This window comes from Bradyrhizobium viridifuturi (genome assembly GCF_001238275.1).
GTDB classification, from domain to species: domain Bacteria; phylum Pseudomonadota; class Alphaproteobacteria; order Rhizobiales; family Xanthobacteraceae; genus Bradyrhizobium; species Bradyrhizobium viridifuturi.
In genome coordinates this window covers 60,756-87,748 of the sequence record NZ_LGTB01000034.1, presented here as the reverse complement: position 1 = coordinate 87,748, position 26,993 = coordinate 60,756, and the positions used below count along the sequence as shown (strand labels likewise).

Sequence of the window (26,993 nt, the reverse complement as noted above, 5' to 3'; positions counted from 1 at the left end):
GACGCATGCCCAGATGTGGGCCAATGCATAGACATTAGAGCTGGAAAAGCTCTAAGAAGAAGCAGTCATTCCGGTCAGGTTCCGCTTTCTGGGTTTGCCGATGGATTACAGCCAGTTCTTCAATTCCGCCCTCAACCGTCTGCATGAGGAGCGTCGCTACCGGGTGTTCGCCGACCTCGAACGGATCGCGGGACGTTTCCCGCACGCGACCTGGCATTCGCCGAAGGGCAGCCGCAACGTCGTGATCTGGTGCTCCAACGACTATCTCGGCATGGGCCAGCACCCCAAGGTGGTCGGCGCCATGGTCGAGACCGCGACCCGGGTCGGCACCGGCGCCGGCGGCACCCGCAACATCGCGGGCACCCATCATCCGCTGGTGGCGCTCGAGGCGGAGCTCGCCGATCTGCACGGCAAGCAAGCCTCGCTGCTGTTCACCTCGGGCTATGTCTCGAACCAGACCGGCATCTCGACGCTCGCCAAGCTGATCCCGAACTGCCTCATCCTGTCGGACGCGCTGAACCACAATTCGATGATCGAAGGCGTGCGCCAGGCCGGCTGCGAACGCCAGATCTTCCGCCACAACGACGTCGCGCATCTCGAGGAGCTCCTGATCGCCGCCGGTCCCGACCGGCCGAAGCTGATCGTCTGCGAGAGCCTGTATTCGATGGACGGCGACGTCGCGCCGCTCGGCAAGATCTGCGATCTCGCCGAGAAATACGGCGCCATGACCTATGTCGACGAGGTCCATGCGGTCGGCATGTACGGCCCGCGCGGCGGCGGCATTGCCGAGCGCGACGGCGTGATGCACCGGGTCGATATCGTCGAGGGCACGCTCGCCAAGCGTTCGGCTGCCTCGGCGGCTACATCGCGGGCAAGGCCGAAGTCATCGATGCCGTGCGTTCCTACGCGCCGGGCTTCATCTTCACGACCGCGCTGCCGCCGGCGATCTGCTCGGCCGCGACCGCCGCGATCCGCCATCTCAAGACCTCGAGCTGGGAGCGCGAGCGCCACCAGGACCGCGCCGCACGGACCAAGGCGATCCTGACCGCCGCCGGCCTGCCGGTGATGTCGAGCGACACCCATATCGTGCCGCTGTTCGTCGGCGATCCCGAGAAGTGCAAGCGGGCCTCCGACCTGCTGCTCGAGGAGCACGGCATCTACATCCAGCCGATCAACTACCCGACGGTGGCCAAGGGCACCGAGCGGCTGCGCATCACCCCTCACCCTACCATGACGACGGCCTGATCGATGGGCTGGCCGAAGCCCTGCTCCAGGTCTGGGACCGGCTCGGCCTGCCCCTGCACCAGAAGTCGCTGGCCGCCGAGTAACCCTATCCGTTACGGGCCCCGAATTTGGGCCGGCCGTGCATCGCGCGGCCGGCCCTTTGCGTTATAATCCTGCGACCGGCCCTCCCAGCGGCCGGGACAGGAGATGAGCAGCGATGCTGCACGACTGGGGCGTCATCGCCACGGCGTTCGCCTACATCGGATTGTTGTTCTTCATTGCCAGCCGCGGCGACCGGATGTCGGCGGGCGAGCGCGGCCGCGCCAGCCAATGGATCTATCCGTTGTCGCTGGCGATCTACTGCACCTCCTGGACCTTCTTCGGCTCGGTCGGCTTCGCCACCCGCACCAGCGTCGACTTCCTGGCGATCTATGTCGGCCCGATCGTGATGGTCGGGCTGTGCACGCCGCTGCTCCGCCGCGTGATCGCGCTCGCCAAGTCGCAGAACATCACCTCGATCGCCGACTTCATCGCCGCCCGCTACGGCAAGAGCCAGGCGGTCGCCGCGACGGTGGCGCTGATCGCGATCATCGGCTCGGTGCCCTACATCGCGCTGCAGCTCAAGGCGATGGCCTCGTCGCTGGAAACCATCCTGAGCGAGGATCAGGCGTTCTCGAAGATCCCCGTGATCGGCGACATCGCGCTTATGGTGACGCTGGCGATGGCGGTGTTCGCGGTGCTGTTCGGCACCCGCCACACCGACGCGACCGAGCACCAGCATGGGCTGATCCTGGCGATCGCCGCCGAATCCATCGTCAAGCTGGTCGCCTTCATCGCCGCCGGCGCCTTCGTCACCTTCTGGATGTTCTCCCCGGTCGAACTCTACGAGCGCGCGCTGAAGACGCCGGAAGCGGTGCGTGCGATCGAATATGTGCCGTCGATCGGCAACTTCCTGATCATGACGCTGCTGTCGTTCTGCGCGGTCATGCTGCTGCCGCGCCAGTTCCATGTCAGCGTGGTCGAGAATTCGACCGGCGCGGAAGTCACGAGGGCGCGCTGGCTATTCCCACTCTACCTCATCGCCATCAACGTGTTCGTGATCCCGATCGCGATCGCAGGCCTCGTCATCTTCCCGTTCGGCGCGGTCGATGCCGACATGTTCGTGCTGGCGCTGCCGATCGAGGGCAATGCGCAATTGCTCAGCCTTGCGGTGTTCGTCGGCGGGCTGTCGGCGGCGACCGCGATGGTGATCGTCGAATGCGTCGCGCTGTCGATCATGGTCTCCAACGACATCGTGCTGCCGCTGGTGCTGCCGCGCAGCGACGACGCCCGCATCGGCCAGAAGGATTTCGGCGATTTCCTGCTCAAGGCGCGCCGCTTCTCGATCTTCGCCATCATGGTGATGGCGTATTTCTACTATCGCGCGCTCGGCAACACCCAGCTGGTGGCGATCGGCCTGTTGTCCTTTGCCGCAATCACCCAGCTCGCGCCGGCCTTCTTCGGCGGCCTGTTCTGGCGCCGGGCCACCGCGCGCGGCGCGATGGCGGGCATGCTGGTCGGCTTCGCGATGTGGCTCTACACGCTGTTCATCCCGAGCTTCCTGGAGAATTCGACCGCCGGCCTGATGCTGCTGCAGCATGGGCCGTTCGGGATCGAGGCGCTGCGGCCGCAGGCGCTGTTCGGCGCCGATTTGCCGCCGCTGCTGCACGGCGTGCTGTGGAGCCTTGCGCTCAATATCCTCACCTACGTGCTGTTCTCGCTGGCGCGCGCACCGTCCTCGATCGAGTTGTTGCAGGCCGATGTGTTCGTGCCCAATGCGCTGGCTCCGATCGCACCGAGCTTCCGGCGCTGGCGCACCACGGTGACGGTGCAGGACATCGAGAGCACGGTGAGGCAATATCTCGGCCCCGACCGCACCCGCGAGGCGTTCGCCTCGTTCGCCGTCGACCGCAACATCGTGCTGCTGGCGGCGGCACCGGCCGATTTCGAACTGTTGCAGCACGCCGAGCGGCTGATCGCCTCCTCGATCGGGGCGGCGTCCTCGCGCCTCGTGATGTCGCTGCTGCTGCAACGGCGCACGGTGTCGGCCAAGGCCGCGCTGAAACTGCTCGACGATTCCCACGCCGCGCTGCATTTCAACCGCGAGATCCTGCAGACCGCGCTCAATCACGTCCGCCAGGGCATCGCGGTGTTCGACGCCGATCTGCAGCTGATCTGCTCCAACCGCCAGTTCTCCGAACTGCTCGCCCTGCCGCCGCATCTGGTGCAGCTCGGCATACCCCTGCCCGAGATCCTCGAATTCATGGGCGCGATCAGTCCGCCGCCGGCCGGTGACAGCGACAACCTGCTGCAACTGCGGCTGCGCGCCTACACCACCGAGGGCGAGCCCTATCTGGAACGCTTCACCGACCGCCATCTGGTGATCGAGGTGCGCGCCAATCGGATGCCGGGCGGCGGGCTCGTCATCACCTTCTCCGACGTCACGCCGAGCTTCGAGGCCGCCGAGGCGCTGGAACGCGCCAATGCAACGCTGGAGAAGCGGGTGCGCGACCGCACCGAGGAGCTGACCCGGCTGAACTCGGAGCTCGCGCTCGCCAAGGGCATCGCCGAAGACGCCAACGCCTCCAAGACGCGCTTCCTGGCGGCCGCCAGCCACGACATCCTGCAGCCGCTCAACGCGGCGCGGCTCTATGTCACGAGCCTGGTCGAGCGCCAGAGCGGCGGCGAGGATTCGCGGCTGGTCGAGAACATCGACGACTCGCTCGAGGCGATCGAGGACATCCTGGGCGCGCTGCTCGACATCTCCAGGCTCGATGCCGGCGCCATGACGCCGGCGATCACGAGCTTCCGGATGGCCGATCTGATGCGCTCGCTGGAGATCGAGTTCATGCCGATCGCGCGCGACAAGGGCCTCGATCTGCGCTTCGTGGCCTGCTCGCTGCCGGTCGAATCCGACCGCTCGCTGCTGCGCCGGCTGTTGCAGAACTTCATCTCCAACGCGATCAAATATACCCCGCGCGCCGCGTGCTGATCGGCTGCCGCCGCCGCGGCGACGCGCTCCAGATCAGCATCTTCGACACCGGCGTCGGCATCCCGGTGCAGAAGCGCGGCGAGATCTTCAAGGAGTTCCATCGCCTCGAGCAGGGCGCCCGGATCGCCCGCGGCCTCGGCCTTGGACTGTCTATCGTCGAGCGGCTGGCGCGCGTGCTCAACCACCGCATCGCGATCTCGGCCAATGTCAGCGGCGGCTCGGCGTTCTCGGTCACCGTGCCGGTCGCGACCGCCGTCAACCATACCGCGGCCGTCACCAGCGCCACCCCGCTGTCGAAGACGCCGATGAGCGGCTCGCTGATCGTCTGCATCGAGAACGATCCCGCCATTCTCGACGGCATGAAGACGCTGCTGACGGCGTGGGACGCCGAGGTGATCGCGGTGCTCGATGCCGATGGCGCGATCAGCGCGATCGAGGCCGCCGGCGGCCGCGTCACCGGCGTCCTGGTCGACTATCACCTCGACCGCGGCACCGGCGTCGCCGCAATCCGCGAGATCCGCCGCCGCTTCGGCGACAACATCCCGGCGATCCTGATCACCGCCGACCGCAGCCCGGCAGTGCGCGCCGCCGCGCGCGAGGAAAACATCGCCGTGCTGAACAAGCCGGTCAAACCGGCCTCGCTGCGCGCACTGCTCGGGCAGTGGCGGACGCAGCAGATGGTGGCGGCGGAGTAATCTCCGCCTGTTCCGAAGCGCTCACCCGCGCCGGCGCAGGGCACGCAGGCGCAGCCCCGCAACAAAAGCGAGCATGGCCCACGCGACGAAGCTTGCCGGCACCCAGAACGCCGCGCGCTCCATCGTCGCGTCCGCAACCGCCGCCGCCAGTCCGCTGGCATTGGCGACCAATCCGGCGATCGCGGCACCGAATGCAAATCCCATCTGCTGGATGGTAGGCACCGATGACGCCGCAACCACCTCGTCGCCCGGCCTGGCGCTGTCCATGATGCGATGCGCGACCAGCGGCCAGCATTGCCCGATGCCTGCGCCCAGCAGTGCGATGGCCGGAATCAGCAGCACGACGGACGCCGTCGCATTCGGACCGAGCAGCGCGATTGCCATCAGGCTTGCTCCCATCATCGCCGGACCGATCAGCATCAAACGGTCGGCCCAGCGGCTCGAGACGCCGGCCGTCAGGATCGAGGCCACGCTCCACCCCATCGACGCACAAGCAACGGCAAATCCGGCCGAGAGCGGGTCGAAGCCATGCAATTGCTGCAGGAACATCGGCACGTAGATCTGGAGCGGGCTGAAGGTGACGCAGAGCAGCAGCGCGACCCAGAGGCCGATGCCGGTTCCGCTGCGCCAGGAGAATGCGTCGCTCGGCAGCAGCCGCGTGGGCGCGGTGCGGTCAAGCCGCAGCATCGCGACAAACGCCAGGATTGCGGTGACGATCAGCCCGAGCTTCAGCCATGACGACCCCACGGCAGACGTGACCGACGTCGCGGCAATCGCAAGACAGATCAGCGCGACGCGGCCGAGCGGCATGCGCGCCGCAGACGTCGGCCTCGCCACGGCGGCAGGCGACAGGACGAAAAAGGCTGCGATCGCGAGCACGACGGCGCTCACGGCGCTCGCGACAAAGGCGCCGCGCCAGCTGGCGAAATGCGCGAACAGTCCGCCGACCAGCGGCCCGATCAGCACCGACATGCTCCAGCTCATCGACATCACGGCGATGGTTCGCGACCACATGCGCTCGGGAAAGGTGGCGCGCACCAGCACATAGGCCACCGCGGCCTCCAAGCCACCGCCAAATCCCTGGATCAGCCGGCCGGCCACCACCCACCCCATCGCCGGGGCGAGCGAACACAACACGGCGCCGAGGCCGAAGATCACGACCCCGCCACAATAGACCCGACGCGCACCGAAGGCGGTCGAAAGCACGCCGACGCAGCTTGCCGCGACAATGGAGGAGGCCAGATAGGCGGTGGTCGGCCAGCTCAGCATCGCGACGCCGCCGAGCTCGCCGACGATCGAAGGCAACACCGTCGTCAGCATCAGCACGTTCATGGATTGCAGCAGGACGCCGCCGAGCAGGATGGCGAGTGTCGGAATCCATTCGCGCTTGAGGAGCGATCGCCACCCCTCCTGAACCACGGCCTGCTTCATGTCGGAAGCCTCCTTCCGGACCGACGCTCCGGCAGTTGCCTGCGACAGCATCGTGTTATTTTAGATAGCATCTTGTTTCTAAAATATTCCCATGAGTCAAGACGACCCCCGAACCCAGGATCGCATCCTGTTCCAGTTGAAGACGCGCGGCCCGCAGACCGCCGCTGAGGTCGGCGCGCGCCTCGAGATGACGCCGGCCGGCGCGCGCCAGCACCTCGTCAAGCTCGAGGCGGCCGGCCTCGTCGAAAGCGACAACCAGCGGGAGGGCCGCGGGCGGCCGCGGAAGTACTGGCGGCTGACGCCGCGCGGTCACGAGCGCTTCCCCGACCGCCATTCCGACCTCACGCTCGACCTGCTGCGCTCGATGCACGAGGTGTTTGGCGAGCGCGGCCTGGAGACGCTGATCGAGCACCGGGAACGCGCCGCCATCGCCGACTACCTCACGGCGGTCGGCACGGAGGGCTCGCTGCGCCAGAGGCTGGCGTCGCTGGCCCGCCTGCGCAGCCGGGAAGGTTATATGGCGAGTGTGCTCAAGCGCGCGGACGGCTTTCTTCTGATCGAGAACCACTGTCCGATCTGCGCCGCGGCGGCGGCCTGCCAGGGTCTTTGCCGTTCGGAGCTTGCGGTGTTTCGCGCCGTTCTGGGCCCCGATGTCGTGATCGAACGCGTCGATCACATCCTCGCCGGTGCGCGGCGCTGCGCCTACCGCGTCACGCCGGTCCGCTAGAGCGTTTGCGAGCCACGTCGGCGCCGGTTCACGTGAAGGGAACGGGTCAACAAGAATCCAGAGCTTCTGGGTTCGATCAGAACCGAAGACGCTCCGGGGTCAGCTCGACGGCGTGCCCTGGCGCCATTGGCCACCGGCGATCTTGGCGGCGGCGATCACGGCCTGCGTCCGGCTTTCGACGCCGAGCTTCTGCAAAATGGCCGAGACATGGGCCTTGATGGTCGCTTCGGAGACGCCGAGCTCGTAGGCGATCTGCTTGTTGAGCAGCCCTTCGGACAGCATCATCAGCACCCGCACCTGCTGCGGGGTCAGCGTCACCAGGCGGTCGCGCAGCCGCGTCATGTCGGGATCGCCGGCGGCCGACAGATCGGTGTCCGGCGGAACCCAGACGTCGCCCTCCATCACCTTCATGATGGCATCGCGCAGCGTCTCGACGCCGAAACGCTTGGGAATGAAACCGGAGGCACCGAAGTCGAGCGAGCGGCGGATGGTTCCGGCATCGTCGCTGGCCGAGACGATGACCACCGGGATCGCCGGGTATTGCGCGCGCAGATAGATCAGGCCGGAAAAGCCGCTGATCCCGGGCATGCTGAGGTCGAGCAGGATCAGGTCGACCTCGGAGTCCCGCTCCAGGAGCGCAGTCAGGTCCTCGAACGATCCGGCCTCGCTGATCGTGGCCGAACTCACGACGCTCGACACCGCCTGGCGCAACGCATCGCGGAATAGCGGATGGTCGTCGGCGATGACAAGATGAGTATTGGCAGCAGCAGTCATCTCAGTCCCACAAGCGGGCAAGCCCGCGACGCTCGGTTGTCGCCCGCGCGGCAGTATCACGCAAGGGCTTGCAAATACCAGATGCCAACGCAGTTAACCCGCCCAGCTTGTGCGCCGCAATAGACGCACGCGGGGGCGTTCCATCCAGCGCTCGCCTCCCAGGATAAGTTCAAGCGTGCAAAAGCCAAAAGTCTTATTGGGACGGGTTTCACTGCGATGTTACCCTCAACTTAAGCCTAAGGCTCATTTGAGCCTAACCCGCCAGCCGGGGGCGAGCATGGCAACAATAGTTCGGGGGGAGCAATCCAGATGTCCACAATGACTGCAACTTCGGCGCGGCCCGCCGGCATGACGAAGGATGAGCGATTCGTCATCCTCGCGTCGTCGCTCGGCACCGTGTTCGAGTGGTATGATTTCTATCTCTACGGTTCACTGGCCGGCATCATCGGCGCACAGTTCTTCTCCGACTATCCGCCGGCGACCCGCGATATCTTCGCGTTGCTGGCCTTCGCCGCAGGCTTCCTGGTCCGCCCGTTCGGCGCGATCGTGTTCGGCCGGGTCGGCGACATCGTCGGCCGCAAATACACCTTCCTGGTCACCATCCTGATCATGGGCCTGTCGACCTTCATCGTCGGCCTCTTGCCCAACGCCAAGACCATCGGCATCGCCGCGCCGATCATCCTGATCTCGCTCCGCCTGTTGCAGGGCCTCGCGCTCGGCGGCGAATATGGCGGTGCGGCGACCTATGTCGCCGAGCACGCACCGCCCGGCAGGCGCGGCTACTACACCTCGTTCATCCAGACCACGGCAACGCTCGGTCTGTTCCTGTCGCTGCTGGTGATCCTATTCACCCGCACCTTCACCGGCGAGAAGGATTTCGCCGAGTGGGGCTGGCGCATTCCGTTCCTGGTGTCCGTGCTGCTGCTCGGCATCTCGGTCTGGATCCGCATGCGGTTGAACGAATCGCCGGTGTTCCAGCGCATGAAGGAGGAGGGCAAGACCTCCAAGGCGCCGCTGACCGAAGCCTTCGGCAACTGGGCAAACGCCAAGATCGTGATCCTCGCACTGCTCGGCCTCACCATGGGCCAGGCGGTGATCTGGTACACCGGCCAGTTCTACGCGCTGTTCTTCCTGCAAGCGATCCTGAAGGTCGACGGCTATACCGCCAACCTCCTGATCGCCTGGGCGCTGCTGCTCGGCACCGGCTTCTTCCTGGTGTTCGGCGCGCTGTCGGATCGGATCGGCCGCAAGCCGATCATCCTGGCGGGCTGCCTGATCGGCGCGCTCACCTTGTTCCCGATCTTCAAGATGATCACGACCAACGCCAACCCGGCGCTGGAAAAGGCCTATGAGACGGTCAAGGTGCAGGTGGTTGCGGATCCCGCGGGCTGCGGCGACCTGTTCAATCCGGTCGGCACCCGCGTCTTCACGGCGCCTTGCGACACCGCCCGCGCCTTCCTCGCCCAGTCGTCGGTGAAGTACTCCACCGTGCCGGGTCCTGCCGGCTCGCCGGTAAAGATCGTGGTCAACGACAAGGAGGTGCCCTACACGGACGCCAAGACGTCGAACCCCGCGATCACGGCGGCGGTGCAGGCGGCGGGCTATCCGAAGGCAGGTGACGCCGGCATCGTGAAGATGTCGCACCCGTTCGACATCTTCCGTCCGCAGGTGGCTTCGATCATCGGATTGCTGTTCATCCTGGTGCTCTACGTCACCATGGTCTACGGCCCGATCGCAGCCATGCTGGTCGAACTGTTCCCGACCCGCATCCGCTACACCTCGATGTCGCTGCCCTACCACATCGGCAACGGCTGGTTCGGCGGCCTGCTCCCGGCGACCGCGTTCGCGATCACAGCCTCGACCGGCGATATCTACTCCGGTCTTTGGTATCCGATCATCTTCGCGGCGATCACCGTCGTGGTCGGCGCCCTCTTCATTCCGGAAACCAAGGACGTCGACATCACCAAGACCTGACGGTCGACGGATCAGTCAAAATGCATCGGCCGCGGAGCGATCCGCGGCCGATGTCGTTTTACGCGGCGATTCGAACGCGTCAGCGCGCGGCGCCGATGAACTGCAGCACGATCTCGCGCCGGTGCGGCCGGGCGCGATGCTCGATCAGATAGATGCCCTGCCAGGTGCCGAGCGCCATCTCGCCGTCGAGCACCGGGACTTGCAGCGAGGTCGCCGTCAGCATGGTCTTGATATGCGCCGGCATGTCATCGGGCCCCTCGGTGTCGTGGCGCCAGCCGCCGTCTTCGGGCGCGGCGCGGTCGAGCGCCGTCATCAGGTCGGCCAGCACGGTCGGATCGGCATTCTCCTGGATCGTCAGCGAGGCCGAGGTATGGCGGATGAACAGCGTCACCGCGCCCTCGCCCGCCCTCACCGCGCGCAGGAATCTTGCCACCTCGCGCGTGATGTCGGTGAAGCCTGCACCCTGCGTTTCGACCGTCAGACGCGACGAGACGATGCTGGTTGCGGCGACGGAGGATGGCGCCGAGCGCGACATGGTTCTCGGTGAGGTCATCTGAGCTCTTTCAACCTGTCGTCCCGGCGAAGGCCGGGACCCATACTCCGCGGCCCCTCAAGTTCGAAGACTCGGAGTGGACATTCTTTGTAGACAATTCGCTTCGGTGGTTATGGGTCCCGGCATTCGCCGGGACGACGCAGCGGAGAGAGCCACATCAAATCTTGCCGCCATTGACGTCGCGCTGCACGCGGTTGGCCATCTCGATCAGCCGGCGCCAGGCCCGCTCCACGAACGACATCATGCGATCCATGTCGCGATCGCTCGGCAGCGGAATCTCGATCTTGCGCTCGCCTTCGGCGGTCTTCGCATCCGGCTTCTTCAATGAATCCGATTTCGGCAGCGCCTCGTCGGTCTTGGCCGACGGTGCGCGCGCAGCAAGCTCGCCCTTCAGCCTGTCATTGTCGGACTGCAGGCGCCCGATCTCGGCATCGAGCGCCGCGCGCTCGTCCGGCACCATGTAGCAGGCCCAGCCGGCGCTGGAATTGGTGCAGGTCGACACCGCGCCGGTGCGGGTGTCGAGCCGCAGGAAGCCATCGCCGGCCGGCGACAGCGCGTAGCGGCCGTTCTCGGTGTCGGGCGCGGTTTGCGCCAACGCCGCACCGCTCGCGATCAGCATGGCGGCAATTGCGATGGACAATTTCGAGAACGACATCGCGATGGGCATGGCTTGCTCCGCCTCAACTTGATTGCTGCCCCTACACCACAGAGCTATAGGGCTTGCGGCCCGACTTCAACGCGTCCTCGAGCAATTCGATCCGGTCCTGTCCCCAGAACACCTCGCCATCGAGCACATATCCGGGCGAGCCGAATACGCCGGCGTCCAATGCGTTCTGGCGATTCTGCTCGTAGGCCGCGCTGATCGCATCGGAGCCCGAGCGCTCCACCAGCTGGCGGCCCGGCAAACCTGCATCATCGGCGAGTTTCACCAGCGTTGCGGGATCGGCGAGGTTGAGCTCACGCTCCCAGACTGCGGGATAGGCACGTTGCAGAAACGGCTCGGGATCGAGCCCGGCCTCCAGCACCGCGATCACGACACCATCGGCAAGGCGCGCGTTGAACGGCCAGTTGGCCGGTTGCAGGTGAAAATTCAGCCCGCGCTTGTCACGCCAGCGCTGCAACTCGATCAGCCGGTAGCGCTGCCGCACCGGATGACGCTTGGCGAGCGGCAGCCCGCCGGTCTCCGAGAACAGATCGACCAGCAGCACCGGACGGTAATTTACCTTGAGATCGTAAGTGCTTACGAGTCGAACGAAAGGCCCGTGGCCGATATAGGCCCAGGGCGATTGCAGTGAAAAATAGTAGTCGATCTGGCGCGGCATGCGGAACCTTGGCTGCACGAAGGATGAAGACTTTCGGTGATCCCAGCAGAGCGGGAAAAGCCGCGCAACATCGCTCAATGTCACGCAAGCTGTTGCACTGCGAACACTGCGTCACTCTGACCTTGAATATCTCAGAATAAATCCAGCAGAATCAAAGCAATAACTGGTTACGACGCAATCTTGACTTGATTAGACGCGGTAAGTATGGTCCGCGCGGCTTTTGACGGGGACGGGCGCAATTTCCATCATCCGCGGCATCGGTTAGTGTTTGCAGCATGGCTGAGAACACCAACCACGACGCAGGTGGAAGTCGCGATCAATCGCCTCCTGACGAAGCTGCGCTTTCCGCAAGGCTCGGAAGTCTCGATCATCGGTTGTCAGAAATTCGCGACAGCCGCAGGAGCAAGACTGATCAATCCGGTACTGAAAGCGGGGACAGTGCGGCCAGAGCTTCGGCGATGGCGCTCGGTTTTCGTCTTTCGTCGGAGCTGATCGCGGGCGTTGCCGTCGGGGCGGCGATTGGCTGGGGGTTCGACCGTTTGCTGTCGACGTCGCCATTCGGCTTCATCGTGTTAACGCTGCTCGGCTTCGTCGCCGGGGTGGTCAACGTGGTGAGGTCCGCGGGCGTGGCCTCGGGCAAGCGCTGAGCGCTGGCGGGAAGTCACGACATTTGAAATTCGATAACCGGCGACACGGCCGGTGGACCAAGAGCCGCGCGGATGAAAATCGACCCGATCCATCAATTCAATATCGAGCCCCTCTTCACGCTCGGCCACATCGGCAATCACACGATCGCCTTCACCAATTCGTCGCTCTACATGTTCGTCGCGGTGCTCTTGATTGCGCTGCTGATGCTGGCGAGCGGCCGGGACCTGGTTCCGGGACGGCTGCAGTCGGTCGCCGAGATCTCCTACGAGTTCGTCGCCTCGACGATTCGCAGTACGGCCGGCTCGGAAGGCATGAAGTTCTTCCCGCTGATCTTCTCGCTCTTCATGTTCCTGTGCGTCTCGAACCTGGTCGGCGTGATCCCCTACACCTTCACGATCGCGAGCCACCTGATCGTCACCGCGGCGCTGGCGCTATTGGTGTTCTTCACGGTCCTGATCTACGGCGTCTACAAGAACGGCCTGAAGTTCTTCAGCATCTTCGTTCCCCACGGCGTTCCGATCTACATCCTGCCGCTGGTCATGTTCATCGAGATCCTGTCGTTCTTCCTGCGGCCGGTCTCGCACAGCGTTCGTCTGTTCGCCAACATGCTGGCCGGCCACATCGCCCTCAAGGTGTTCGCGGGCTTCGTCGCGATGCTCGGCTTCTCGCTGGGCGCGCTCGGCTGGGTCGGCGGCGTGCTGCCGCTGGCGCTCACGGTTGCGCTGTACGCGCTCGAACTGCTGGTCGCGTTCCTGCAGGCCTACGTGTTCGCGATCCTGACCTGCATCTACCTCAACGACGCCATTCATCCGGGACACTAAGCGGTCCGGGGAATCTCCACCCACCAATCTGTCTATCTTTCTCAAGGAGCTACAAATGGAACCGGCAGCAGCAAAACTTATCGGCGCGGGCATCGCGTGCATCGGCATGGGCGGTGCGGGCGTCGGCGTGGGCATCATCTTCGGCAACTACCTCGCCGCTGCGGTGCGTAACCCCTCGGCCGCTCAGGGCCAGTTCGGCAACCTGATCTTCGGCTTCGCCGTGACCGAAGCGCTCGGCATCTTCTCGCTGCTGATCGCGCTGCTTCTGCTGTTCGTTCCGCTCTGAGCGGCACTTCCTTCGCGCCGCCCGGGGATCATCCCAGGGGATCGTTCCAGGGGCGGCGCGCATGACAGCAACAGGAGAACACCATGGCTGAGAGTCATGGCGAGGCAAAAGGCCAGGCGGCCGGCGCCCACACCGAGGCCGAAGGCGGACATCACGGCGGAGCCTTTCCGCCGTTCGATTCGTCCAACTACGCCTCGCAGCTGGTGTCGCTGGCGATTGCATTTGTCGCGCTCTACCTGATCGTGTCGCGTATCGCACTGCCGCGCGTCGGCGGGACGATCGACGCACGTCAGAACAAGATCGAGGGCGATCTGGCCGAGGCGCAGAAGCTGAAGGACGAGTCCGACGCGGCGCTGAAGGCCTATGAGACCGAGCTGGCGAATGCGCGTGCCAACGCGCAGGCGATCGGCAACGAGACCCGCGAGAAGCTGAACGCGGCCTCGGAAGCCGAGCGCAAGGCGCTGGAAGAGAAGCTGGCGGCCAAGCTCGCCGACGCCGAGAAGCAGATCGCAACGACCCGGACCAACGCCATGAGCAACGTCCGCGGCATCGCGGCGGATGCGGCCGGCGCCATCGTCCAGCAACTCGCCGGCGTCACGCCGGACGCGAATGCGGTCAACAGCGCCGTCGACGCGTCGCTGAAGGGATAGACGATGTTTTACGAACCGGAAACCTGGGTTGCGATCGCCTTCGTCGTTCTGCTGGTCGTGTTCGGCTATCTCGGCGTCCATCGCACCCTGCTGACGGCGCTCGATCATCGTGCCGAGCGCATCAAGGCCGAGCTCGAGGACGCCCGTCTCTGAAGGACGAAGCCAACAAGCTGCTCGGCGAGTACAAGGCACGCCGCGCCAGCGCCGAGCGCGAGGCCCAGGACATCATCTCCAGCGCCAAGGCCGAAGCCGAACGGATCGCGGCGGAAGCCAAGACCAAGATGGAAGATTTTGTCGCCCGGCGGACCAAGACCGCCGAGAGCAAGATCGCCCAGGCCGAGGCCCAGGCCGTGGCCGATGTCCGCGCCGCCGCGGCCAACGCCGCCGTGACCGCCGCGTCGACCATCCTGTCGCAGTCGGTCAAGGGCTCGGTTGCCGACGACCTCGTCGGCAAGGGCATCGCCGAAGTCCGCTCCAAGCTGAACTGACGCGATACCAAACTCCTTCTTCCAAAAAAAGGCCGGCGCGAGATCATCGCGCCGGCCTTTTTCTTTATTCAGATCTGTCCGCGCCGCGCCGGGCGCTCTTGTCTTGACGCGTTGCGTTCACGCGAACCGGTATCCGCTTCGCTGGAAAACGCGCTGCTGCTACTTCTTCTTGTGCGGCGCGCGCTGCTTCGGTTCCGGCTTCAGTGCCTGCGGGTCGAAGCCGATATAGAAGATGTAATTGTCGTTGTCGGCCGGCGACGGCGCCGGATAGACGACGTCCTCGGCGACCAGGCTGAACGGCACGCTGCCGCTATCGTCCATCTGCACCGTGGTCGTGTAGGCCTTGGTCGCGATGGTCTTCTCGCCGACGCCGCCCAGCACCACGGCGACGCGCAGCGGGACCTGGACGGTCGGCGGAGCGCCCTGGGGACCGACGATGATCCGCCCCTGGATCCCGATCTTGGCGGTGATCATACCGGCATTGAGGTTGCACTGCCGCGCGGTGCGCGTGATCGAGGCCAGGAACTTGACGTCGTTGCCGACCGCTTCCTTGCCGTCCACGGCCACCGAATAGGTCGAGGCCCCGGAGCGGATCTGCACTGGCGGGCAGGTCAGCTCCGCGTCCGCGTCGTTCAGCTGCTGCGGCGCCGCCGGCGTCTCCGGCTTCGAATCCGACGACCCGCCGCCGAACAGGCTCTTGAAGCGGTCGCTCAGCGACTGCGCCAAGCTGGCCTCCGGCAGCAGGGTGGCACCGAGACCGATCGATACCGCCGCCGCGAGCGCGAACCTGATCACCCTGTCACCCATCAGTATCCTCAAATCTCCAAACCGAGTTCCCGTTTCGCGGGCGTATAGCAAGCCAATGGCGGCGAACCCAAGGCATGTGAAAGGCATGTAACACAGCATCCGGAAGGCGCCGGGCGGCGCCGGCCATCCCACCGACAGGCTGGTGGTTCAGCCGCGGAAATCCTCGTGCAGCAGGCCGAACAGCACATGGTCCTGCCAGATCCCGTTGATGCAGAGATAGCGCCGCGCCAGGCCCTCGCGGGTGAAGCCGCACTTCTCCAGCACCCGGATCGACGACGCATTGGAGGGAATGCAGGCCGCCTCGATACGATGCAGATTGAGCTCGCCGAACAGCGAGGGCAGCAGCACCCGCAGCGCCGTGGTCATATAGCCGCGATGGGCGTGCGGCAGCCCGACCCAATAGCCGATCGTGCCCGCCTGGACGATACCGCGGCGGACATTGGCGAGCGTGATCCCGCCGATCATCACCCCATCCGATTCGCGGAAGATGATGAACGGATAGGAGCGATCGGCGGCGATATCCTCGGAATAGCGGCGCAGCCTGCGGCGGAAGCGGCGCGGGTCAGGTCGTCGGAGGGCCAGATCGGCTCCCACGGCGTCAGATAGGCACGGCTGAACTCGCGCAATTGCGCCCATTGCGGGAAATCCGACATTTGCGGCGCACGCAGCAACAGCCCGTGACCGCGCGGCATCAGTGCAGCAGGTCCACCGGACGGCAAACGAAACAGGGCCATGGCCCAACACTCCCCCGCCCATTCGGGCGTGACACCCTGCCCCGGGCCTTGCGGCCCCCTTAGTGCAGCAGCGTCTTTGCCTTCGACTTCGTCAATCCTTCCGCAAAAGACACCGCCGTGTCCAGACCCCTTCCGCTGCCGAGGGCGACAACGGCGGGCCGGCTGCGCGACAGCAGCGCACGGGCGGCGTTGCGGCTCGATTCGACGCTGACCGCATCGATCCGCGCCACCAGCTCGTCCACCGTCTGCGGCCGGCCATAGGCTAGCACATGGCGCGCCAGCTGTTCGGCCCGGGATGAACAGCTTTCCAGCGCCATCAACAGCCCGGCCTTCATCTGCGCCTTGGCACGCGCCACCTCGGCCTCGGTCAGGGTCTCCACGGCGTCATTGATGACGTCGACGATGACCTCCATCATTTCCGGCGCGTCGGCGGGATCGGTCCCGGTGTAGAGGCCGAAGAAGCCGGTGTCGGTGTAGGGGGCGTGGAAAGTGTAGATCGAGTAGCACAGCCCGCGCTTCTCGCGCACCTCCTGGAACAGCCGCGACGACATCCCGCCGCCGAGCGTGTTAGTGAACACCTGCAGCGAGAACAGCGACAGGTCGGTCTGCGGCACGCCTTCGAGCGCCAGCGTCAGATGCGCCTGCTCGAGATCGCGATGCACCACCTTCGAGCCGCCCTTGCCGAACATCGCCGGCTGCGGTTTCGGCGCCGGGGTCGGCTCGAAGCTGGCGAATTTCTGCGTCACATCCTCGACGACGCGCTTGTGATCGACGGCGCCGGCGGCGGCGACCACCATGTCGGGGGCGCGGTAATGCGTCGACAGGTAGCCGCGCAGCGTGTCGCGGTTGAAGGCCTTCAGCGTCTTGGCGGTGCCGAGCAGCGAGCGCCCCATCGGCTGGTCCGGATAGCAGAGCTCGTTGAGATGCTCGAACACGACGTCGTCGGGCGTATCCTGCGCCGCGCCGATCTCCTGCACGATGACGCTCTTCTCGCGCTCGAGCTCATCCGGCACGAACGACGGATTGGCGAGGATGTCGGAGAGCACGTCGAGCGCCAGCGGCACGTCGGCCTTCATCACCCGCGCATAATAGGCCGTGGTCTCGGTCGAGGTGCCGGCATTGAGGTCGCCGCCGACTGCCTCGATCTCCTCGACGATCTCGCGCGAGGAGCGCCGCGCGGTGCCCTTGAACGCCATGTGTTCCAGGAGATGCGAGATGCCGTGCTCGTTCGGCTTCTCGTCGCGCCCGCCGACCCCGGCCCACACCCCAAGCGCCGCGGTTTCCAGATGCGGCATGGTGTCGGTGACGACGGTCAAGCCGCTCGGCAGCTTGGTGATTTCAACGCTCATCAGGCAACTCCCTGCTTGGCGGCACGGCTGACCGACAGCACGAAGCGCTCGACCTCGGCGGCATCATTCTTCATGACCGTCATGTGTTCGGACTTGGTCATCAACCCTCCGAGCCAGGCCGGCAGCTGCGGACGCACCCCGCAGGCGGCCTCGACCGCATCGGGGAATTTGGCCGCATGCGCGGTCGACAGCACGATGTTCGGTATCTTGGAGTCCGAGGTGTCGCGGTCGGCGACCGCGAGCGCCACCGCGGTGTGCGGATCGACCAGATCGCCGGCCTCGCGCCAGGCGGCGCGGATCGCCGCCGCCGTCTCGGTCTCGTCGGCGCGGCCGGCGTCGAAGTCGCGGCGCACCGCGGCCAGCGTCGCATCCGGCAGCACGAAGCGGCCGGACTGCTTCAGCGAAGCCATCAGGCGGCGGACCTGATCGGCATCGCGGCCAGACGCCTCGAACAACAGCCGCTCGAAATTCGACGACACCTGGATGTCCATCGATGGCGATGCCGTGGCGTGCACCTCGCGCACCTCGTAATTCCCGGTCTTCAGGGTGCGCGGCAGGATGTCGTTGACGTTGGCGGCAATGCGCAGCCAGCGGATCGGCAGGCCCATCCGCTTCGCCACATAGCCGGCGAAGATGTCGCCGAAATTGCCGGTCGGCACCGTGAAGTCGACGGTACGCGCGGGCGAGCCGAGCGCCACCGCCGAAGTGAAATAGTAGACCACCTGCGCCACGATGCGCGCCCAGTTGATCGAGTTGACGCCTGACAGCGCCACCGCGTCGCGGAAGCGATGGTTGTTGAACATCTCCTTCACCAGCGCCTGGCAATCGTCGAACGTGCCTTCGATCGCGAGCGCATGGACGTTGGCGGCGCCGGTCGTCGTCATCATGCGGCGCTGCACCTCCGAGATGCGGCCGTTCGGGAACAGCACCACGAGGTCGACATTGTCGAGATTGGCAAACGCCTCGACCGCGGCGCCGCCGGTATCGCCCGAGGTTGCGACCACGATGGTGGTGCGCTGTGCGCGCTTGGCCAGCACGTGGTCCATCAGCCGCGAGATCAGCTGCATCGCGACGTCCTTGAACGCCAAGGTCGGCCCGTGGAACAGCTCGAGCAGGAACTGGTTCGGCCCGGCCTGGTCGAGCGGCACCACCGCGGGATGGCGGAAGGTGGCATAGGCCTCGTTGGCCATGCGACCGAGCTCGGCATCGGAAATCTCGCCGGCGGCAAACGGCCTGATGATCTCGACCGCGACCTCCCAATAGGGACGGCCGAAGAACGCGGCGATGGTCTCGTGCGACAGCTGCGGCCAGGTCTCGGGCACGTAGAGCCCGCCGTCGCGGGCAAGCCCGGTCAGCATCACATCGCAGAAGCCAAGCACCGGGGCCTCACCCCTGGTCGAAATATACCGCGTCAAACCGCCCTCCAAAGGCTTCGATCAGAGCCTTAAGCCTTTGATATCGTGGAATTATCAAGCTCGCCGTATGCGGCCCGAACAATTCACCATAGAAGATCGGACCGGCAATGGGTAGTCCGAAGCGCTGCGGGGTCGCGCGGAGTGGTGAGTGGCGTCGCCTTGGCCTGATCACCGGCAGCGCCGCCGCGTTCATCGATGTCGTCCTGGCGAAAGCCAGGACCCATAATCACCGCATGCGGTGATGAACGCGATGGCCGCACAGCGTCGCGCAACAATTGAGCTTCGGGGTAATGGGTCCTGGCTTTCGCCAGGACGACACTGAGTTTGCAGCACGGCATTGCTTCATCATTCCGGGGCGGCTCGAGGGGCCGAGCCCGGAATCCGTTGGGCCGCAAAACAAGCAGTGGAATGGATTCCGGGCTCGACGCTACGCGTCGCCCCGGAATGACGGCGGAGAGAGGTCGGCGATATACGCCCTACCCTTTCGGCGGCGCCAGCGGCTGCACGATCTCCTGGAACGGCGATAGCGCTTCGCAGCGTTCGGCGTGGGCCTTGAGCGCCGGATAGCGCGCGTCGAACAGATGCGGATGCGCCTCGCCGGTGAAGCGCAGCGCGCAGGCCACCGCGATGTCGGCGTGACCGATGCGATCGCCGAGCCAATATGGCGTCTGCACCGCCGTGCGCTCCTGCTCCAGCACCGCGAGCACGCGGGAGATCTGCCCCTCGCAACGCTCGACCCACAGCTTGAGCTGCTCCTTGCGCAGCACGCGCTCGTAGACCAGGCTCACCGCCTTGTCGGCGAGCCCGGTCGCCAGCGCCATGATGCGCAGATGCCGGCGCCGCTCGATGCCCGAACGCGCGATCATCGCCTTCTCCGGCCCAACCAATTCGTCGAGATAATCCAGGATCGCCCCGCTCTCGATCAACGCCTCGCCGTCATCCAGCACCAGCGTCGGCACCCGCTGCACCGGATTGTAAGCCGCAACCTTCTCCGCATCGCCGAAGGTCGACCACGGCTTGTGCTCGAACGGCAATCCATAGAGCCGCAGTGCGATCGCGGTGCGGCGGACAAAGGGCGAGTCGTACTGGCCGATCAAAAACATCTGTCATCTCGTCGGTCATGCCGCGGCAAGCCGTTGCCCGCGAAAGCAGGGCTTTCGAGAGGCGGCGGCCAAACCGAGGTCAAAGGTTGCGCTTTGCACCATCCTAGATGGACTGGGCTGCGTTGCAACATGCCGAGTCATTCCAGTGAAGCATTGCCCGCAAGCCAAATATGCAGTGTCGTCCCTGCGGAAGCAGGGACCCATAACCACCGGCTTCCGTCGCGGCAAAAGCTGGTGCCCCAGCGCTGCAGGCCAACTCACTTCGGTGTTTATGGATCCCGGGTCGCGCTTACGCTTACCCGGGACGACAGCAGAGTTCTTGGCAGCGTTACCCAATCACCGGCACATGCCTCGCCGCATCGCGCGGCAGTTTGCCATTGAGCCGGGGATCATCGGCCACCTCGATCTGGCGCAGGAACGGGCGGAAGCCGGAGCGCTGGTAGAACGCGACCGCAGAGGGATGATCGAAGGTGCAGGTGTGCACCCAGACGCGGCCGATGTCGCGCGACCAGGCGATCTCGAGCGCGCGGTTCATCAGAAAGCGTGCGGCGCCGGTGCCGATGAATTTCGCGGTGACGCCGAAATAGAGCAGCTGGCATTCGCCGGGCACGCTGAAATCGAGTTCGAGCAGGCCTTCATCCTGGCTATCGACGACCAGACCGTAGAGTTCAACGCCCGGCGCATGAATCCGTGAAGCGAGATCGGCGTCTTCGAGCCCGGTGCGGGTGAACCACAGCCACTCCTCGCCGATGCGGCGGTAGAGATCGCGGTACCAATCGAGCGCCGGCGGATCGACCTTGCGGAGCCGCCACGCGCCCGGCGGATCGTCGAGCAAGGGCGGGCGCGCAGTCATTTCCAGATGTGTGACGACGGCCGCGATCTTGCCGTGAGGGATATCGGAATAACCATCGGGCAGCAGCATTAAGCGACCTTTTTCTGCATTGTTTGCCGGACATATCCGCATGTCGCGGCGGATGCAATGCAACGCGGCGTAACAATGTTACCGATTTGTCAGTGAGGATTTGCGCGAATCAGGCGCTCGATGTGCAGAGGCCACCGGAGCAGAGACCGTGTCGCGCCATCACACGCTGCCGCCGATCATCTACACGCCGCCGCCACCGAAGCCGAAGTCCACGCGGCGCCGGCGCGGCATCGGTTACGCCTATGGGGCGGGCGCGGCTGGCGAGACTGAGGATATCGGCAACGGCGCGCACAGCGCGCCGATCGTCCCGCAACATGCGCGCCCGGTCGAGACGGTCGAGCGGCGCGTGCCGTCACCAAACGGCAAGCTCAGCGACGACACGTTGCGCGCGATGCTGGAGGTGCAGGAGAAGCAGACGGGGTGAGCGCACGGCGCTTGCCACACATTCAGTGTCGTCCCGGCGCAGGCCGGGACTCGTTATCACAGGGTTGTGCGGTTGAAGCACGCTGCGGCCCCAGCATCGCAAGACAATTGGCATTCGTGGCTATTGGTCCCGGACTTCGCCGGGACGACGGCGGAGTTTTGGGCGCGCGACCAATACACACTCGCTGTCGTCCCTGCGAAAGCAGGGACCCATAACCACAGGGTTGAGTTGTTGTGGCGCGCTGTGGCCCCAGCATCGCGCCACAACGCGACCCCGTGGTTATGGGTCCCGGGTCGCGCTTCGCTTGCCCGGGACGACAATGAGTTTGTGGCGCCGCTGGTGAGGCGTAATCCCCCTCACCTCGGCGTCAGCGTGATCGCCTCCGCGGTCGCGGCTTCCACGGCGCCGCGGCTGTAGAGCAGCGGGACATATTGGCCGGTGGCCCAGAGCGGCGCGAGATCGCGGTAGTGGCCGCTGAAGGGATCGCCGGATTGGCCTGGCGTGTTGATGGTACGGCTCGCATCCCAATTGCCGACATCGAGCACCATGCGGAACGAGGCGCCGGAGATCAGGTGATAATCGGCACGGCGATAGGTGGCGGCGCGCGGCACGTTGGCGGCGCCGCCGAAGGCGAGCGGGCCGACCTGCATCTGCGCCGCGGTCGCCTTGTCGGCGAGCGGCATCAGCGCGTGGTTGAACTGCGCGACATGCAGGCGGCCCCAGCGCCAGGTCGAGACATCGGAGCCGAGCTTGTCGGTCACGTCGGCGACGGCTTCGCCGAGGCTGTCGCGCAGCACGCGGTCACGCTCCGCTGCCGGATCGCTGCCGAGCGCAGCATCAGGCTTTTCGAGATAGCCGACGATGGCGGAAATGCTGGAAGCCTCCGGCGCGATCATACCGGCGGCCTTCGGCGCGGTGGTCTTGAGCAGCACCGGGCCGAGATGGTTGGCGATCCACACTTCATAGACAGCAGCCGCGGCGCTGTCCGCGGTGTCGCGCGCGTCCCATGCATTGAGCAGATCGAGGCCCTTCTTGATGTTGGCATCATCTGACGTGAGCGGCTTCAGCAGCGCAACAAGGCGCCGCGCGAGCATGCCGGTGTCGTCGTTCTGCAACGCCATTGCGTCGGCCAGCGTCACCTTGCTGTTGGCCTGCAGCACCTCGGTGATGCGCTGCCAGCGCGCGCTGTCGGCCCATTCGAAGCCGACCCGGCGCTCGTTGACCGGATAATCCGCCGGCAGGTTCATCTGGTTGGCAGTGGCGATAAAACCCTGCTTCGGCTGATACAGCTTCGGCAATTCGTCGAGCGACAGAAAACCCTGCCATTCGTAGCGGCCGTCGCCCGGCACCGGCATCAGTCCATCGAAGCTGGTGCGGCGCGGTGTCTTGCCGGCGGCGACCCAGCCGATATTGCCTGAGGTGTCGGCATAGACCTGGTTCTCCGACGGCGCGCCCCAGCGCCGCATCGCGCCGAGGAAGCCGTTCCACGACTTCGCGGTCATGTAGTCGGACGAGCCGAAATAGGCCGAGGTGCCCGGCTCGAACCAGATCGAGCGCACCGCGAAGGCATGCTTGTTGTCGGCATCGACGAAGATCACCGGGCCGTGGCGGGTGAACTTCAGCTCGAGGTCGCGGTCGGCCTCGCCCTTCACCGCTTCCTTCTCATGCACGATCTTCATGTCCTCCCAACCCGTGCCGTAGCGGTACTGGTTCGGATTGTCGGGGTTGAGCTCGTAGACGTAGAGGTCTTCCTGATCGACGTTGAAGATGGTGAGGCCGAACGCGATGGTGTCGTTGTGGCCGATCGAGATGCCCGGCAGCGCCGGCTCGCCGGCGCCGATCACCGAGATGCCGGGCGCGTTGAGGGCGACGATGTAGCGCAGCGACGGCACCGAATGCTCGCGATGCGGATCGTTGGCGAGGATGGGACGTCCGGTCGCGGTGCGCGAGGCCGCGATCACCCAATTGTTGGAACCGATGGTGTCGCGCTGCTGATCGGCCTCGGCCAAGAACTGATCGGGATCGTGCGCCAGCGCCGCCTTCTGGTCCTTGGGAGCTGCGAACTTCACCGGGCGCGTGGCAAGGTCATAGGCGGCGAGCACGCCCTTCGGCACGCTGCAGGGATCGAGGCCGTCCGGAATCTTCGTCTTCCACTCAGGCTCCAGCTTGACGCGGAAGCGATCGGCATCGAGGCCGGCGGCACAGGCCACCAGAGAACGCTTGACCTCGGAGGCGACGTTGCGCGTCAGGCCATGGCTGCGCACGCGCACGACATCCTCCGCCGACCACAGCTCCGGCTTCGTCCCCGCAATCCTGAATTCGATCGGCAGCGGCCGCTTGCCCGCATTGACGTCGCGACATAGGCGTTGACGCCGGCGACGAACGCCTCGGCATAGGTTTTCGCCTTCGGGCCGTAGGCGGCCCATTCCGCATTCATGTCGCCGCGATAGAGGAACAGCCGCAGCGCCTTGTCCTGCTCGGCATAGGCGGGGCCGAAGTCTTTCGCCAGCAGGCCGAGGCCGCGCTTGCGCCAGAGGTCGATCTGCCAGAGCCGGTCGCGCGCCGCGTTGAAGCCCTGCAGGAAGAACAGGTCGTGGTCGTTGCCGGCATAGATGTGCGGGATGCCCCAGACGTCGACCAGGATCTGGCCCGGCGCCTTCAGCCCGGCGACGTCGGTCTTGACCTCGCGCGCCGCGACCAGCGCGCTCGGCTTTTCGCGCGCGGTGGCGGATGCCGTCAGCATCGCGGTGCAGAGCGCGGCGGCGAGTAGTCTGGTGACCCGGTTGAGATCCGTGTTCATGTTGTTCTCCAATGGTTGTTATTTTTGGTACGCGACTTGAGCCGGAATTTTTCTCCGGCGCTACTCCCCCTCGTCGCTCGCCAGCACGCCCTTCACCGCGCGGGCCCAGCCGGCGAGCTTGCGCTCGCGGGTGGCCTCGCTCATCGCCGGGCGGAAGCGGTGCTCGAGCCGCCAATTGTCGGCGAATTTTGCGGGCTCCGGATAGACGCCGGCCTCGAGGCCGGCGAGATAGGCGGCGCCCAGCGCCGTGGTCTCCTGGATCATCGGGCGATCGACCGGCGCGTTGAGCAGGTCGGCGAGCCGCTGCATGGTCCAGTCGGATGCGGTCATGCCGCCGTCAACGCGCAGCACGGTGTTGGCGGCATTCGCCTCCGGCCAGTCGGTGCGCATCGCGGCCCACAGATCGAAGGTCTGGTAGCAAACGCTCTCAAGCGTCGCATGCGCGAGCTCGGCCGGGCCGGTGTTGCGGGTCAGGCCGAACAGCGCGCCGCGCACGCGCGGATTCCAGTACGGCGCGCCCATGCCGACGAAGGCCGGCACCAGGTAGACGCTCTGCATCGAGTCGGACTTGTCGGCGAGCGGCCCGGTCTCGGCGGCGTGCTTGATGATGCCGAGCCCGTCGCGCAGCCACTGCACCGCGCTTCCTGCGACGAAGATCGAGCCTTCCAGCGCGTAAGTGCGCTGGCCGCCGAGCTGATAGGCAATCGTCGTGAGCAGCTTGTTCTTCGAGGCGACCGGCGTGGTGCCGGTGTTGAGCAGCGCGAAGCAGCCGGTGCCGTAGGTCGACTTCATCATGCCGGGCTCGAAGCAGGCCTGGCCGATGGTCGCGGCCTGCTGGTCGCCGGCGATGCCGGAGATCGCGATCGGGCCGCCGAACAGATCGGCTGTGCTCTCGCCGAACCGGGCGGAGGAATCCTTCACCTCGGGCAGCATCGAGCGCGGCACGCGCAAGAGCTTGATGAGATCGTCATCCCAGGCGCCGGTATGGATGTTGAACAGCAGCGTGCGCGAGGCGTTGGTGGCGTCGGTCGCGTGCACCCGGCCGCCGGTGAGCCGCCATAGCAGGTAACAATCGACGGTGCCGAACAGCAGCTCGCCGCGCTCGGCGCGTTCGCGCGCGCCCGGCACGTGATCGAGGATCCAGGCGACCTTGGTGCCGGAGAAATAGGGGTCGATGATCAGGCCGGTCTTGGCCGAGATAACAGGCTCATGGCCCTCGGCCTTCAGCTTCGCGCAGATGTCGGCGGTGCGGCGGTCCTGCCAGACGATGGCGCGGTGCACGGCCTGCCCGGTGGCGCGGTCCCACACCACCGTGGTCTCGCGCTGGTTGGTGATGCCGATCGCGGCGATGTCCCGCGCTTTAAGGCCGGCCTTCTCCAGCGCCTCGCGGCACACCATCACAGTCGAGGTCCAGATGTCCTCCGGCTCGTGCTCGACCCAGCCGGAGGCCGGGAAATGCTGCGGAAACTCCTGCTGCGCGACCGCGGCAATGGAGATGTCGCCGCGAAACACCATGGCGCGCGACGAAGTGGTGCCCTGATCGATGGCCAACACGAAAGACATGAGCGTTTCCCTTGAGGCTTGGTAGCAGGCGCCAAGGGAGCGGATTACCGCGGCGAGGTCAAGCAGGGCAAGGCTAGGACGGCGGCACTTTTAGGTAGCTGCACCTCTCCCATCGGCGTCATTGCGAGGAGCGAAGCGACGAAGCAATCCATCCATCGGCACAAGGGGACAGATGGATTGCTTCGCTTCGCTCGCAATGACGGCTGAAGCGGTAGGACTGGCCGATCACATCGGCCGGTAGGTCCGCACGTCAGACGGCACGTTGACGCCGATCTTGATGGCGCCGACCGAGCGGATGATGTCGTCGCCGAGCAACTGGGCGAAGCAGGCATAGCCCCAGTCGTTCATGTGCAGGCCGTCGGCGATGACGAAATCGTCGATCGGGATCGCCTGCTTCTCGTGCCAGTCGCGCATCACCTCGAAGCGCGGGAAGATGCCGACATGGCGCAGCGCGGCGATGCGGCCGAGCAGCTTCACCATGCCGCGCGCGCTTTCCGGGCGCTCGGTGACGCGCGGCGAATATTGCGGATCGACCAGCACGAGATCGGCGCCATCGGCCTGGATGCGCGCGACGCCGTCCTCGACCTGCTTGGCTGTCTCGACGGGATCGAGGTTGCGCAGCACCGCGTTGGTGCCGACCTGCCAGATCACCATGTCCGGATGCATGTCGATCACTTCGGTCTGCAGCCGCTTCATCATCTCCGGCGCGTCCTCGCCGCCCTTGCCGCGGTTGATCACGGTGATGTCGGCGGAGGGATATTGCCGGCGCAGTTGCGCGGCGAGCCGGTTCGGATAGGTGAATTCCGGCGACGACGACCCGTAGCCCTGGGTCGAGGACGAGCCGAACGCGATGATGACGACCGGCTTGCCGGCGGCGAGCTTGGCTGCGACATGCGGCAGCGAGCCGGTGCTGTTCGGCACGCCGGTCGGCTGATGGCAGGGCACGCGGTGGAAGATGTCGGACGCCGACTTCGCGACCTGCTTCATCTTGTCGAGCGCCTTTGCGGCAACACCCGGTTGCTGCTGGTTGGTTGCGTCGGCCTCGATCGTGGCGGGCTTCGCCGCGTCAGGCTTTGCGGCCTCGGCCTTCGCGCCCGATGACAGCGCCGCATGCTGGTCGGCCTGGCCACCACTCTGCGCGCGCGACGGCGCGACCGACAATGGCGCGAGCAGCAAGAGCGCCGCTACGGCGCACAGGCTCGGCCCTGCACGAAAGCGAAAAGGGAACGCAAAACGCATCAACTCTGCTTCC

The 26,993-nt window shown here is 65.7% G+C and carries 22 protein-coding genes and 4 pseudogenes; 11 read left to right on the top strand and 15 right to left on the bottom strand.

Features of this window, described 5'->3' with window-relative positions:
• Positions 1-100 precede the first annotated feature (100 nt).
• Positions 101-1,328 (top strand): annotated as a pseudogene (gene hemA / locus ALC15_RS28065) (5-aminolevulinate synthase).
• Positions 1,329-1,441: 113 nt separating this feature from the next.
• Positions 1,442-4,950, top strand: a pseudogene (locus ALC15_RS28060) (PAS domain-containing hybrid sensor histidine kinase/response regulator).
• A 21-nt stretch (positions 4,951-4,971) separates the two neighbouring features.
• On the opposite strand, the gene ALC15_RS28055 reads toward ALC15_RS28060, so the two are convergent.
• Positions 4,972-6,432 carry an MFS transporter gene (locus tag ALC15_RS28055; protein ID WP_050630077.1) on the bottom strand — a complete coding sequence of 487 codons (1,461 nt, stop codon included), beginning with the start codon at positions 6,430-6,432 and terminating at the stop codon, positions 4,972-4,974.
• 40 nt (positions 6,433-6,472) lie between these two features.
• Here ALC15_RS28055 and ALC15_RS28050 point away from each other — a divergent pair, with 40 nt between their 5' ends.
• Positions 6,473-7,108, top strand: coding sequence for a helix-turn-helix transcriptional regulator (locus ALC15_RS28050; RefSeq protein WP_050630076.1), 636 nt, complete (start codon positions 6,473-6,475; stop codon positions 7,106-7,108).
• 99 nt (positions 7,109-7,207) lie between these two features.
• Here the strand turns inward: ALC15_RS28050 and ALC15_RS28045 are convergent, their stop codons facing one another.
• Entirely contained in the window at positions 7,208-7,882 is a 675-nt protein-coding gene (locus tag ALC15_RS28045) for a response regulator (protein WP_050630075.1), read from the bottom strand.
• A 309-nt stretch (positions 7,883-8,191) separates the two neighbouring features.
• Here ALC15_RS28045 and ALC15_RS28040 point away from each other — a divergent pair, with 309 nt between their 5' ends.
• Positions 8,192-9,856: an MFS transporter gene (locus ALC15_RS28040; protein ID WP_050630074.1), complete on the top strand. Its 1,665-nt coding sequence runs from the start codon at positions 8,192-8,194 to the stop codon at positions 9,854-9,856.
• A gap of 79 nt (positions 9,857-9,935) precedes the next feature.
• Here the strand turns inward: ALC15_RS28040 and ALC15_RS28035 are convergent, their stop codons facing one another.
• The 3 genes from ALC15_RS28035 to ALC15_RS28025 all read right to left on the bottom strand — a co-directional run bounded on the left by ALC15_RS28035 (position 9,936) and on the right by ALC15_RS28025 (position 11,731).
• Positions 9,936-10,409, bottom strand: a complete 474-nt coding sequence (locus ALC15_RS28035; RefSeq protein ID WP_050630073.1) for a secondary thiamine-phosphate synthase enzyme YjbQ — start codon at positions 10,407-10,409, stop codon at positions 9,936-9,938.
• A gap of 157 nt (positions 10,410-10,566) precedes the next feature.
• A complete protein-coding gene (locus tag ALC15_RS28030) occupies positions 10,567-11,076 on the bottom strand; it encodes a hypothetical protein (protein WP_050630072.1) in 510 nt (169 codons plus the stop codon).
• Between the two features lie 31 nt (positions 11,077-11,107).
• The gene (locus ALC15_RS28025) at positions 11,108-11,731 is read right to left on the bottom strand and encodes a 2-hydroxychromene-2-carboxylate isomerase (protein WP_050630071.1); all 624 of its coding nucleotides are present in this window, start codon (positions 11,729-11,731) and stop codon (positions 11,108-11,110) included.
• Between the two features lie 275 nt (positions 11,732-12,006).
• On the opposite strand from ALC15_RS28025, the gene ALC15_RS28020 reads away from it, so the two are divergent.
• The 5 genes and pseudogenes from ALC15_RS28020 (at position 12,007) to ALC15_RS28000 (ending at position 14,624) form a co-directional block, all read left to right on the top strand.
• Positions 12,007-12,378 carry an AtpZ/AtpI family protein gene (locus ALC15_RS28020; protein ID WP_050630070.1) on the top strand — a complete coding sequence of 124 codons (372 nt, stop codon included), beginning with the start codon at positions 12,007-12,009 and terminating at the stop codon, positions 12,376-12,378.
• A gap of 72 nt (positions 12,379-12,450) precedes the next feature.
• Positions 12,451-13,200: a F0F1 ATP synthase subunit A gene (locus tag ALC15_RS28015; RefSeq protein WP_050630069.1), complete on the top strand. Its 750-nt coding sequence runs from the start codon at positions 12,451-12,453 to the stop codon at positions 13,198-13,200.
• A gap of 55 nt (positions 13,201-13,255) precedes the next feature.
• On the top strand, positions 13,256-13,486 hold the full coding sequence (locus ALC15_RS28010) for a F0F1 ATP synthase subunit C (RefSeq protein WP_016847054.1): 231 nt from the start codon (positions 13,256-13,258) through the stop codon (positions 13,484-13,486).
• Between the two features lie 83 nt (positions 13,487-13,569).
• Positions 13,570-14,136, top strand: a complete 567-nt coding sequence (locus ALC15_RS28005) for a F0F1 ATP synthase subunit B (protein WP_050630068.1) — start codon at positions 13,570-13,572, stop codon at positions 14,134-14,136.
• 3 nt (positions 14,137-14,139) lie between these two features.
• Positions 14,140-14,624, top strand: a pseudogene (locus tag ALC15_RS28000) (F0F1 ATP synthase subunit B family protein).
• A 159-nt stretch (positions 14,625-14,783) separates the two neighbouring features.
• On the opposite strand, the gene ALC15_RS27995 reads toward ALC15_RS28000, so the two are convergent.
• The 4 genes and pseudogenes from ALC15_RS27995 to thrC all read right to left on the bottom strand — a co-directional run bounded on the left by ALC15_RS27995 (position 14,784) and on the right by thrC (position 18,929).
• Complete coding sequence (locus tag ALC15_RS27995; protein WP_050630067.1) at positions 14,784-15,431, bottom strand: hypothetical protein; 648 nt, start codon at positions 15,429-15,431, stop codon at positions 14,784-14,786.
• A 147-nt stretch (positions 15,432-15,578) separates the two neighbouring features.
• Positions 15,579-16,165: pseudogene (locus ALC15_RS27990) on the bottom strand (GNAT family N-acetyltransferase).
• Between the two features lie 59 nt (positions 16,166-16,224).
• Complete coding sequence (locus ALC15_RS27985; protein ID WP_050630066.1) at positions 16,225-17,514, bottom strand: M16 family metallopeptidase; 1,290 nt, start codon at positions 17,512-17,514, stop codon at positions 16,225-16,227.
• Positions 17,514-18,929 (bottom strand): threonine synthase, encoded by a 1,416-nt coding sequence (thrC, locus tag ALC15_RS27980; RefSeq protein WP_050630104.1) that lies wholly within the window; start codon positions 18,927-18,929, stop codon positions 17,514-17,516. Before thrC ends, ALC15_RS27985 begins: the two co-directional genes overlap by 1 nt.
• A gap of 107 nt (positions 18,930-19,036) precedes the next feature.
• Here thrC and ALC15_RS47305 point away from each other — a divergent pair, with 107 nt between their 5' ends.
• Positions 19,037-19,171: a hypothetical protein gene (locus tag ALC15_RS47305; protein WP_283806301.1), complete on the top strand. Its 135-nt coding sequence runs from the start codon at positions 19,037-19,039 to the stop codon at positions 19,169-19,171.
• A 234-nt stretch (positions 19,172-19,405) separates the two neighbouring features.
• Here ALC15_RS47305 and ALC15_RS27975 read toward each other — a convergent pair whose 3' ends face one another.
• Complete coding sequence (locus tag ALC15_RS27975) at positions 19,406-20,032, bottom strand: glutathione S-transferase family protein (protein WP_050630065.1); 627 nt, start codon at positions 20,030-20,032, stop codon at positions 19,406-19,408.
• Positions 20,033-20,360: 328 nt separating this feature from the next.
• The gene (locus ALC15_RS27970) at positions 20,361-20,954 is read right to left on the bottom strand and encodes a GNAT family N-acetyltransferase (RefSeq protein WP_050630064.1); all 594 of its coding nucleotides are present in this window, start codon (positions 20,952-20,954) and stop codon (positions 20,361-20,363) included.
• A gap of 148 nt (positions 20,955-21,102) precedes the next feature.
• On the opposite strand from ALC15_RS27970, the gene ALC15_RS27965 reads away from it, so the two are divergent.
• Entirely contained in the window at positions 21,103-21,378 is a 276-nt protein-coding gene (locus ALC15_RS27965; RefSeq protein ID WP_050630063.1) for a hypothetical protein, read from the top strand.
• Between the two features lie 356 nt (positions 21,379-21,734).
• Here the strand turns inward: ALC15_RS27965 and ALC15_RS27960 are convergent, their stop codons facing one another.
• The 4 genes from ALC15_RS27960 to ALC15_RS27950 form a co-directional block, all read right to left on the bottom strand.
• Entirely contained in the window at positions 21,735-23,669 is a 1,935-nt protein-coding gene (locus ALC15_RS27960; protein ID WP_283806302.1) for a penicillin acylase family protein, read from the bottom strand.
• The gene (locus ALC15_RS47300) at positions 23,624-24,178 is read right to left on the bottom strand and encodes a penicillin acylase family protein (RefSeq protein WP_283806300.1); all 555 of its coding nucleotides are present in this window, start codon (positions 24,176-24,178) and stop codon (positions 23,624-23,626) included. The genes ALC15_RS27960 and ALC15_RS47300 overlap by 46 nt, the downstream gene beginning before the upstream one ends.
• A 60-nt stretch (positions 24,179-24,238) precedes the next feature.
• Positions 24,239-25,741 (bottom strand): glycerol kinase GlpK, encoded by a 1,503-nt coding sequence (gene glpK, locus ALC15_RS27955; protein WP_050630062.1) that lies wholly within the window; start codon positions 25,739-25,741, stop codon positions 24,239-24,241.
• Between the two features lie 225 nt (positions 25,742-25,966).
• Positions 25,967-26,980 (bottom strand): SGNH/GDSL hydrolase family protein, encoded by a 1,014-nt coding sequence (locus ALC15_RS27950; RefSeq protein WP_050630061.1) that lies wholly within the window; start codon positions 26,978-26,980, stop codon positions 25,967-25,969.
• Positions 26,981-26,993: the final 13 nt, after the last annotated feature.

Coding starts and splice junctions, on each gene's coding strand:
- ALC15_RS28055 (WP_050630077.1), bottom strand. CDS start 6,432: ATGCTGTCGCAGGCAACTGCCGGAGCGTCGGTCCGGAAGGAGGCTTCC.
- ALC15_RS28050 (WP_050630076.1), top strand. CDS start 6,473: ATGAGTCAAGACGACCCCCGAACCCAGGATCGCATCCTGTTCCAGTTG.
- ALC15_RS28045 (WP_050630075.1), bottom strand. CDS start 7,882: ATGACTGCTGCTGCCAATACTCATCTTGTCATCGCCGACGACCATCCG.
- ALC15_RS28040 (WP_050630074.1), top strand. CDS start 8,192: ATGTCCACAATGACTGCAACTTCGGCGCGGCCCGCCGGCATGACGAAG.
- ALC15_RS28035 (WP_050630073.1), bottom strand. CDS start 10,409: ATGACCTCACCGAGAACCATGTCGCGCTCGGCGCCATCCTCCGTCGCC.
- ALC15_RS28030 (WP_050630072.1), bottom strand. CDS start 11,076: ATGCCCATCGCGATGTCGTTCTCGAAATTGTCCATCGCAATTGCCGCC.
- ALC15_RS28025 (WP_050630071.1), bottom strand. CDS start 11,731: ATGCCGCGCCAGATCGACTACTATTTTTCACTGCAATCGCCCTGGGCC.
- ALC15_RS28020 (WP_050630070.1), top strand. CDS start 12,007: ATGGCTGAGAACACCAACCACGACGCAGGTGGAAGTCGCGATCAATCG.
- ALC15_RS28015 (WP_050630069.1), top strand. CDS start 12,451: ATGAAAATCGACCCGATCCATCAATTCAATATCGAGCCCCTCTTCACG.
- ALC15_RS28010 (WP_016847054.1), top strand. CDS start 13,256: ATGGAACCGGCAGCAGCAAAACTTATCGGCGCGGGCATCGCGTGCATC.
- ALC15_RS28005 (WP_050630068.1), top strand. CDS start 13,570: ATGGCTGAGAGTCATGGCGAGGCAAAAGGCCAGGCGGCCGGCGCCCAC.
- ALC15_RS27995 (WP_050630067.1), bottom strand. CDS start 15,431: ATGGGTGACAGGGTGATCAGGTTCGCGCTCGCGGCGGCGGTATCGATC.
- ALC15_RS27985 (WP_050630066.1), bottom strand. CDS start 17,514: ATGAGCGTTGAAATCACCAAGCTGCCGAGCGGCTTGACCGTCGTCACC.
- ALC15_RS47305 (WP_283806301.1), top strand. CDS start 19,037: ATGGGTAGTCCGAAGCGCTGCGGGGTCGCGCGGAGTGGTGAGTGGCGT.
- ALC15_RS27975 (WP_050630065.1), bottom strand. CDS start 20,032: ATGTTTTTGATCGGCCAGTACGACTCGCCCTTTGTCCGCCGCACCGCG.
- ALC15_RS27970 (WP_050630064.1), bottom strand. CDS start 20,954: ATGCTGCTGCCCGATGGTTATTCCGATATCCCTCACGGCAAGATCGCG.
- ALC15_RS47300 (WP_283806300.1), bottom strand. CDS start 24,178: ATGAACACGGATCTCAACCGGGTCACCAGACTACTCGCCGCCGCGCTC.
- glpK (WP_050630062.1), bottom strand. CDS start 25,741: ATGTCTTTCGTGTTGGCCATCGATCAGGGCACCACTTCGTCGCGCGCC.
- ALC15_RS27950 (WP_050630061.1), bottom strand. CDS start 26,980: ATGCGTTTTGCGTTCCCTTTTCGCTTTCGTGCAGGGCCGAGCCTGTGC.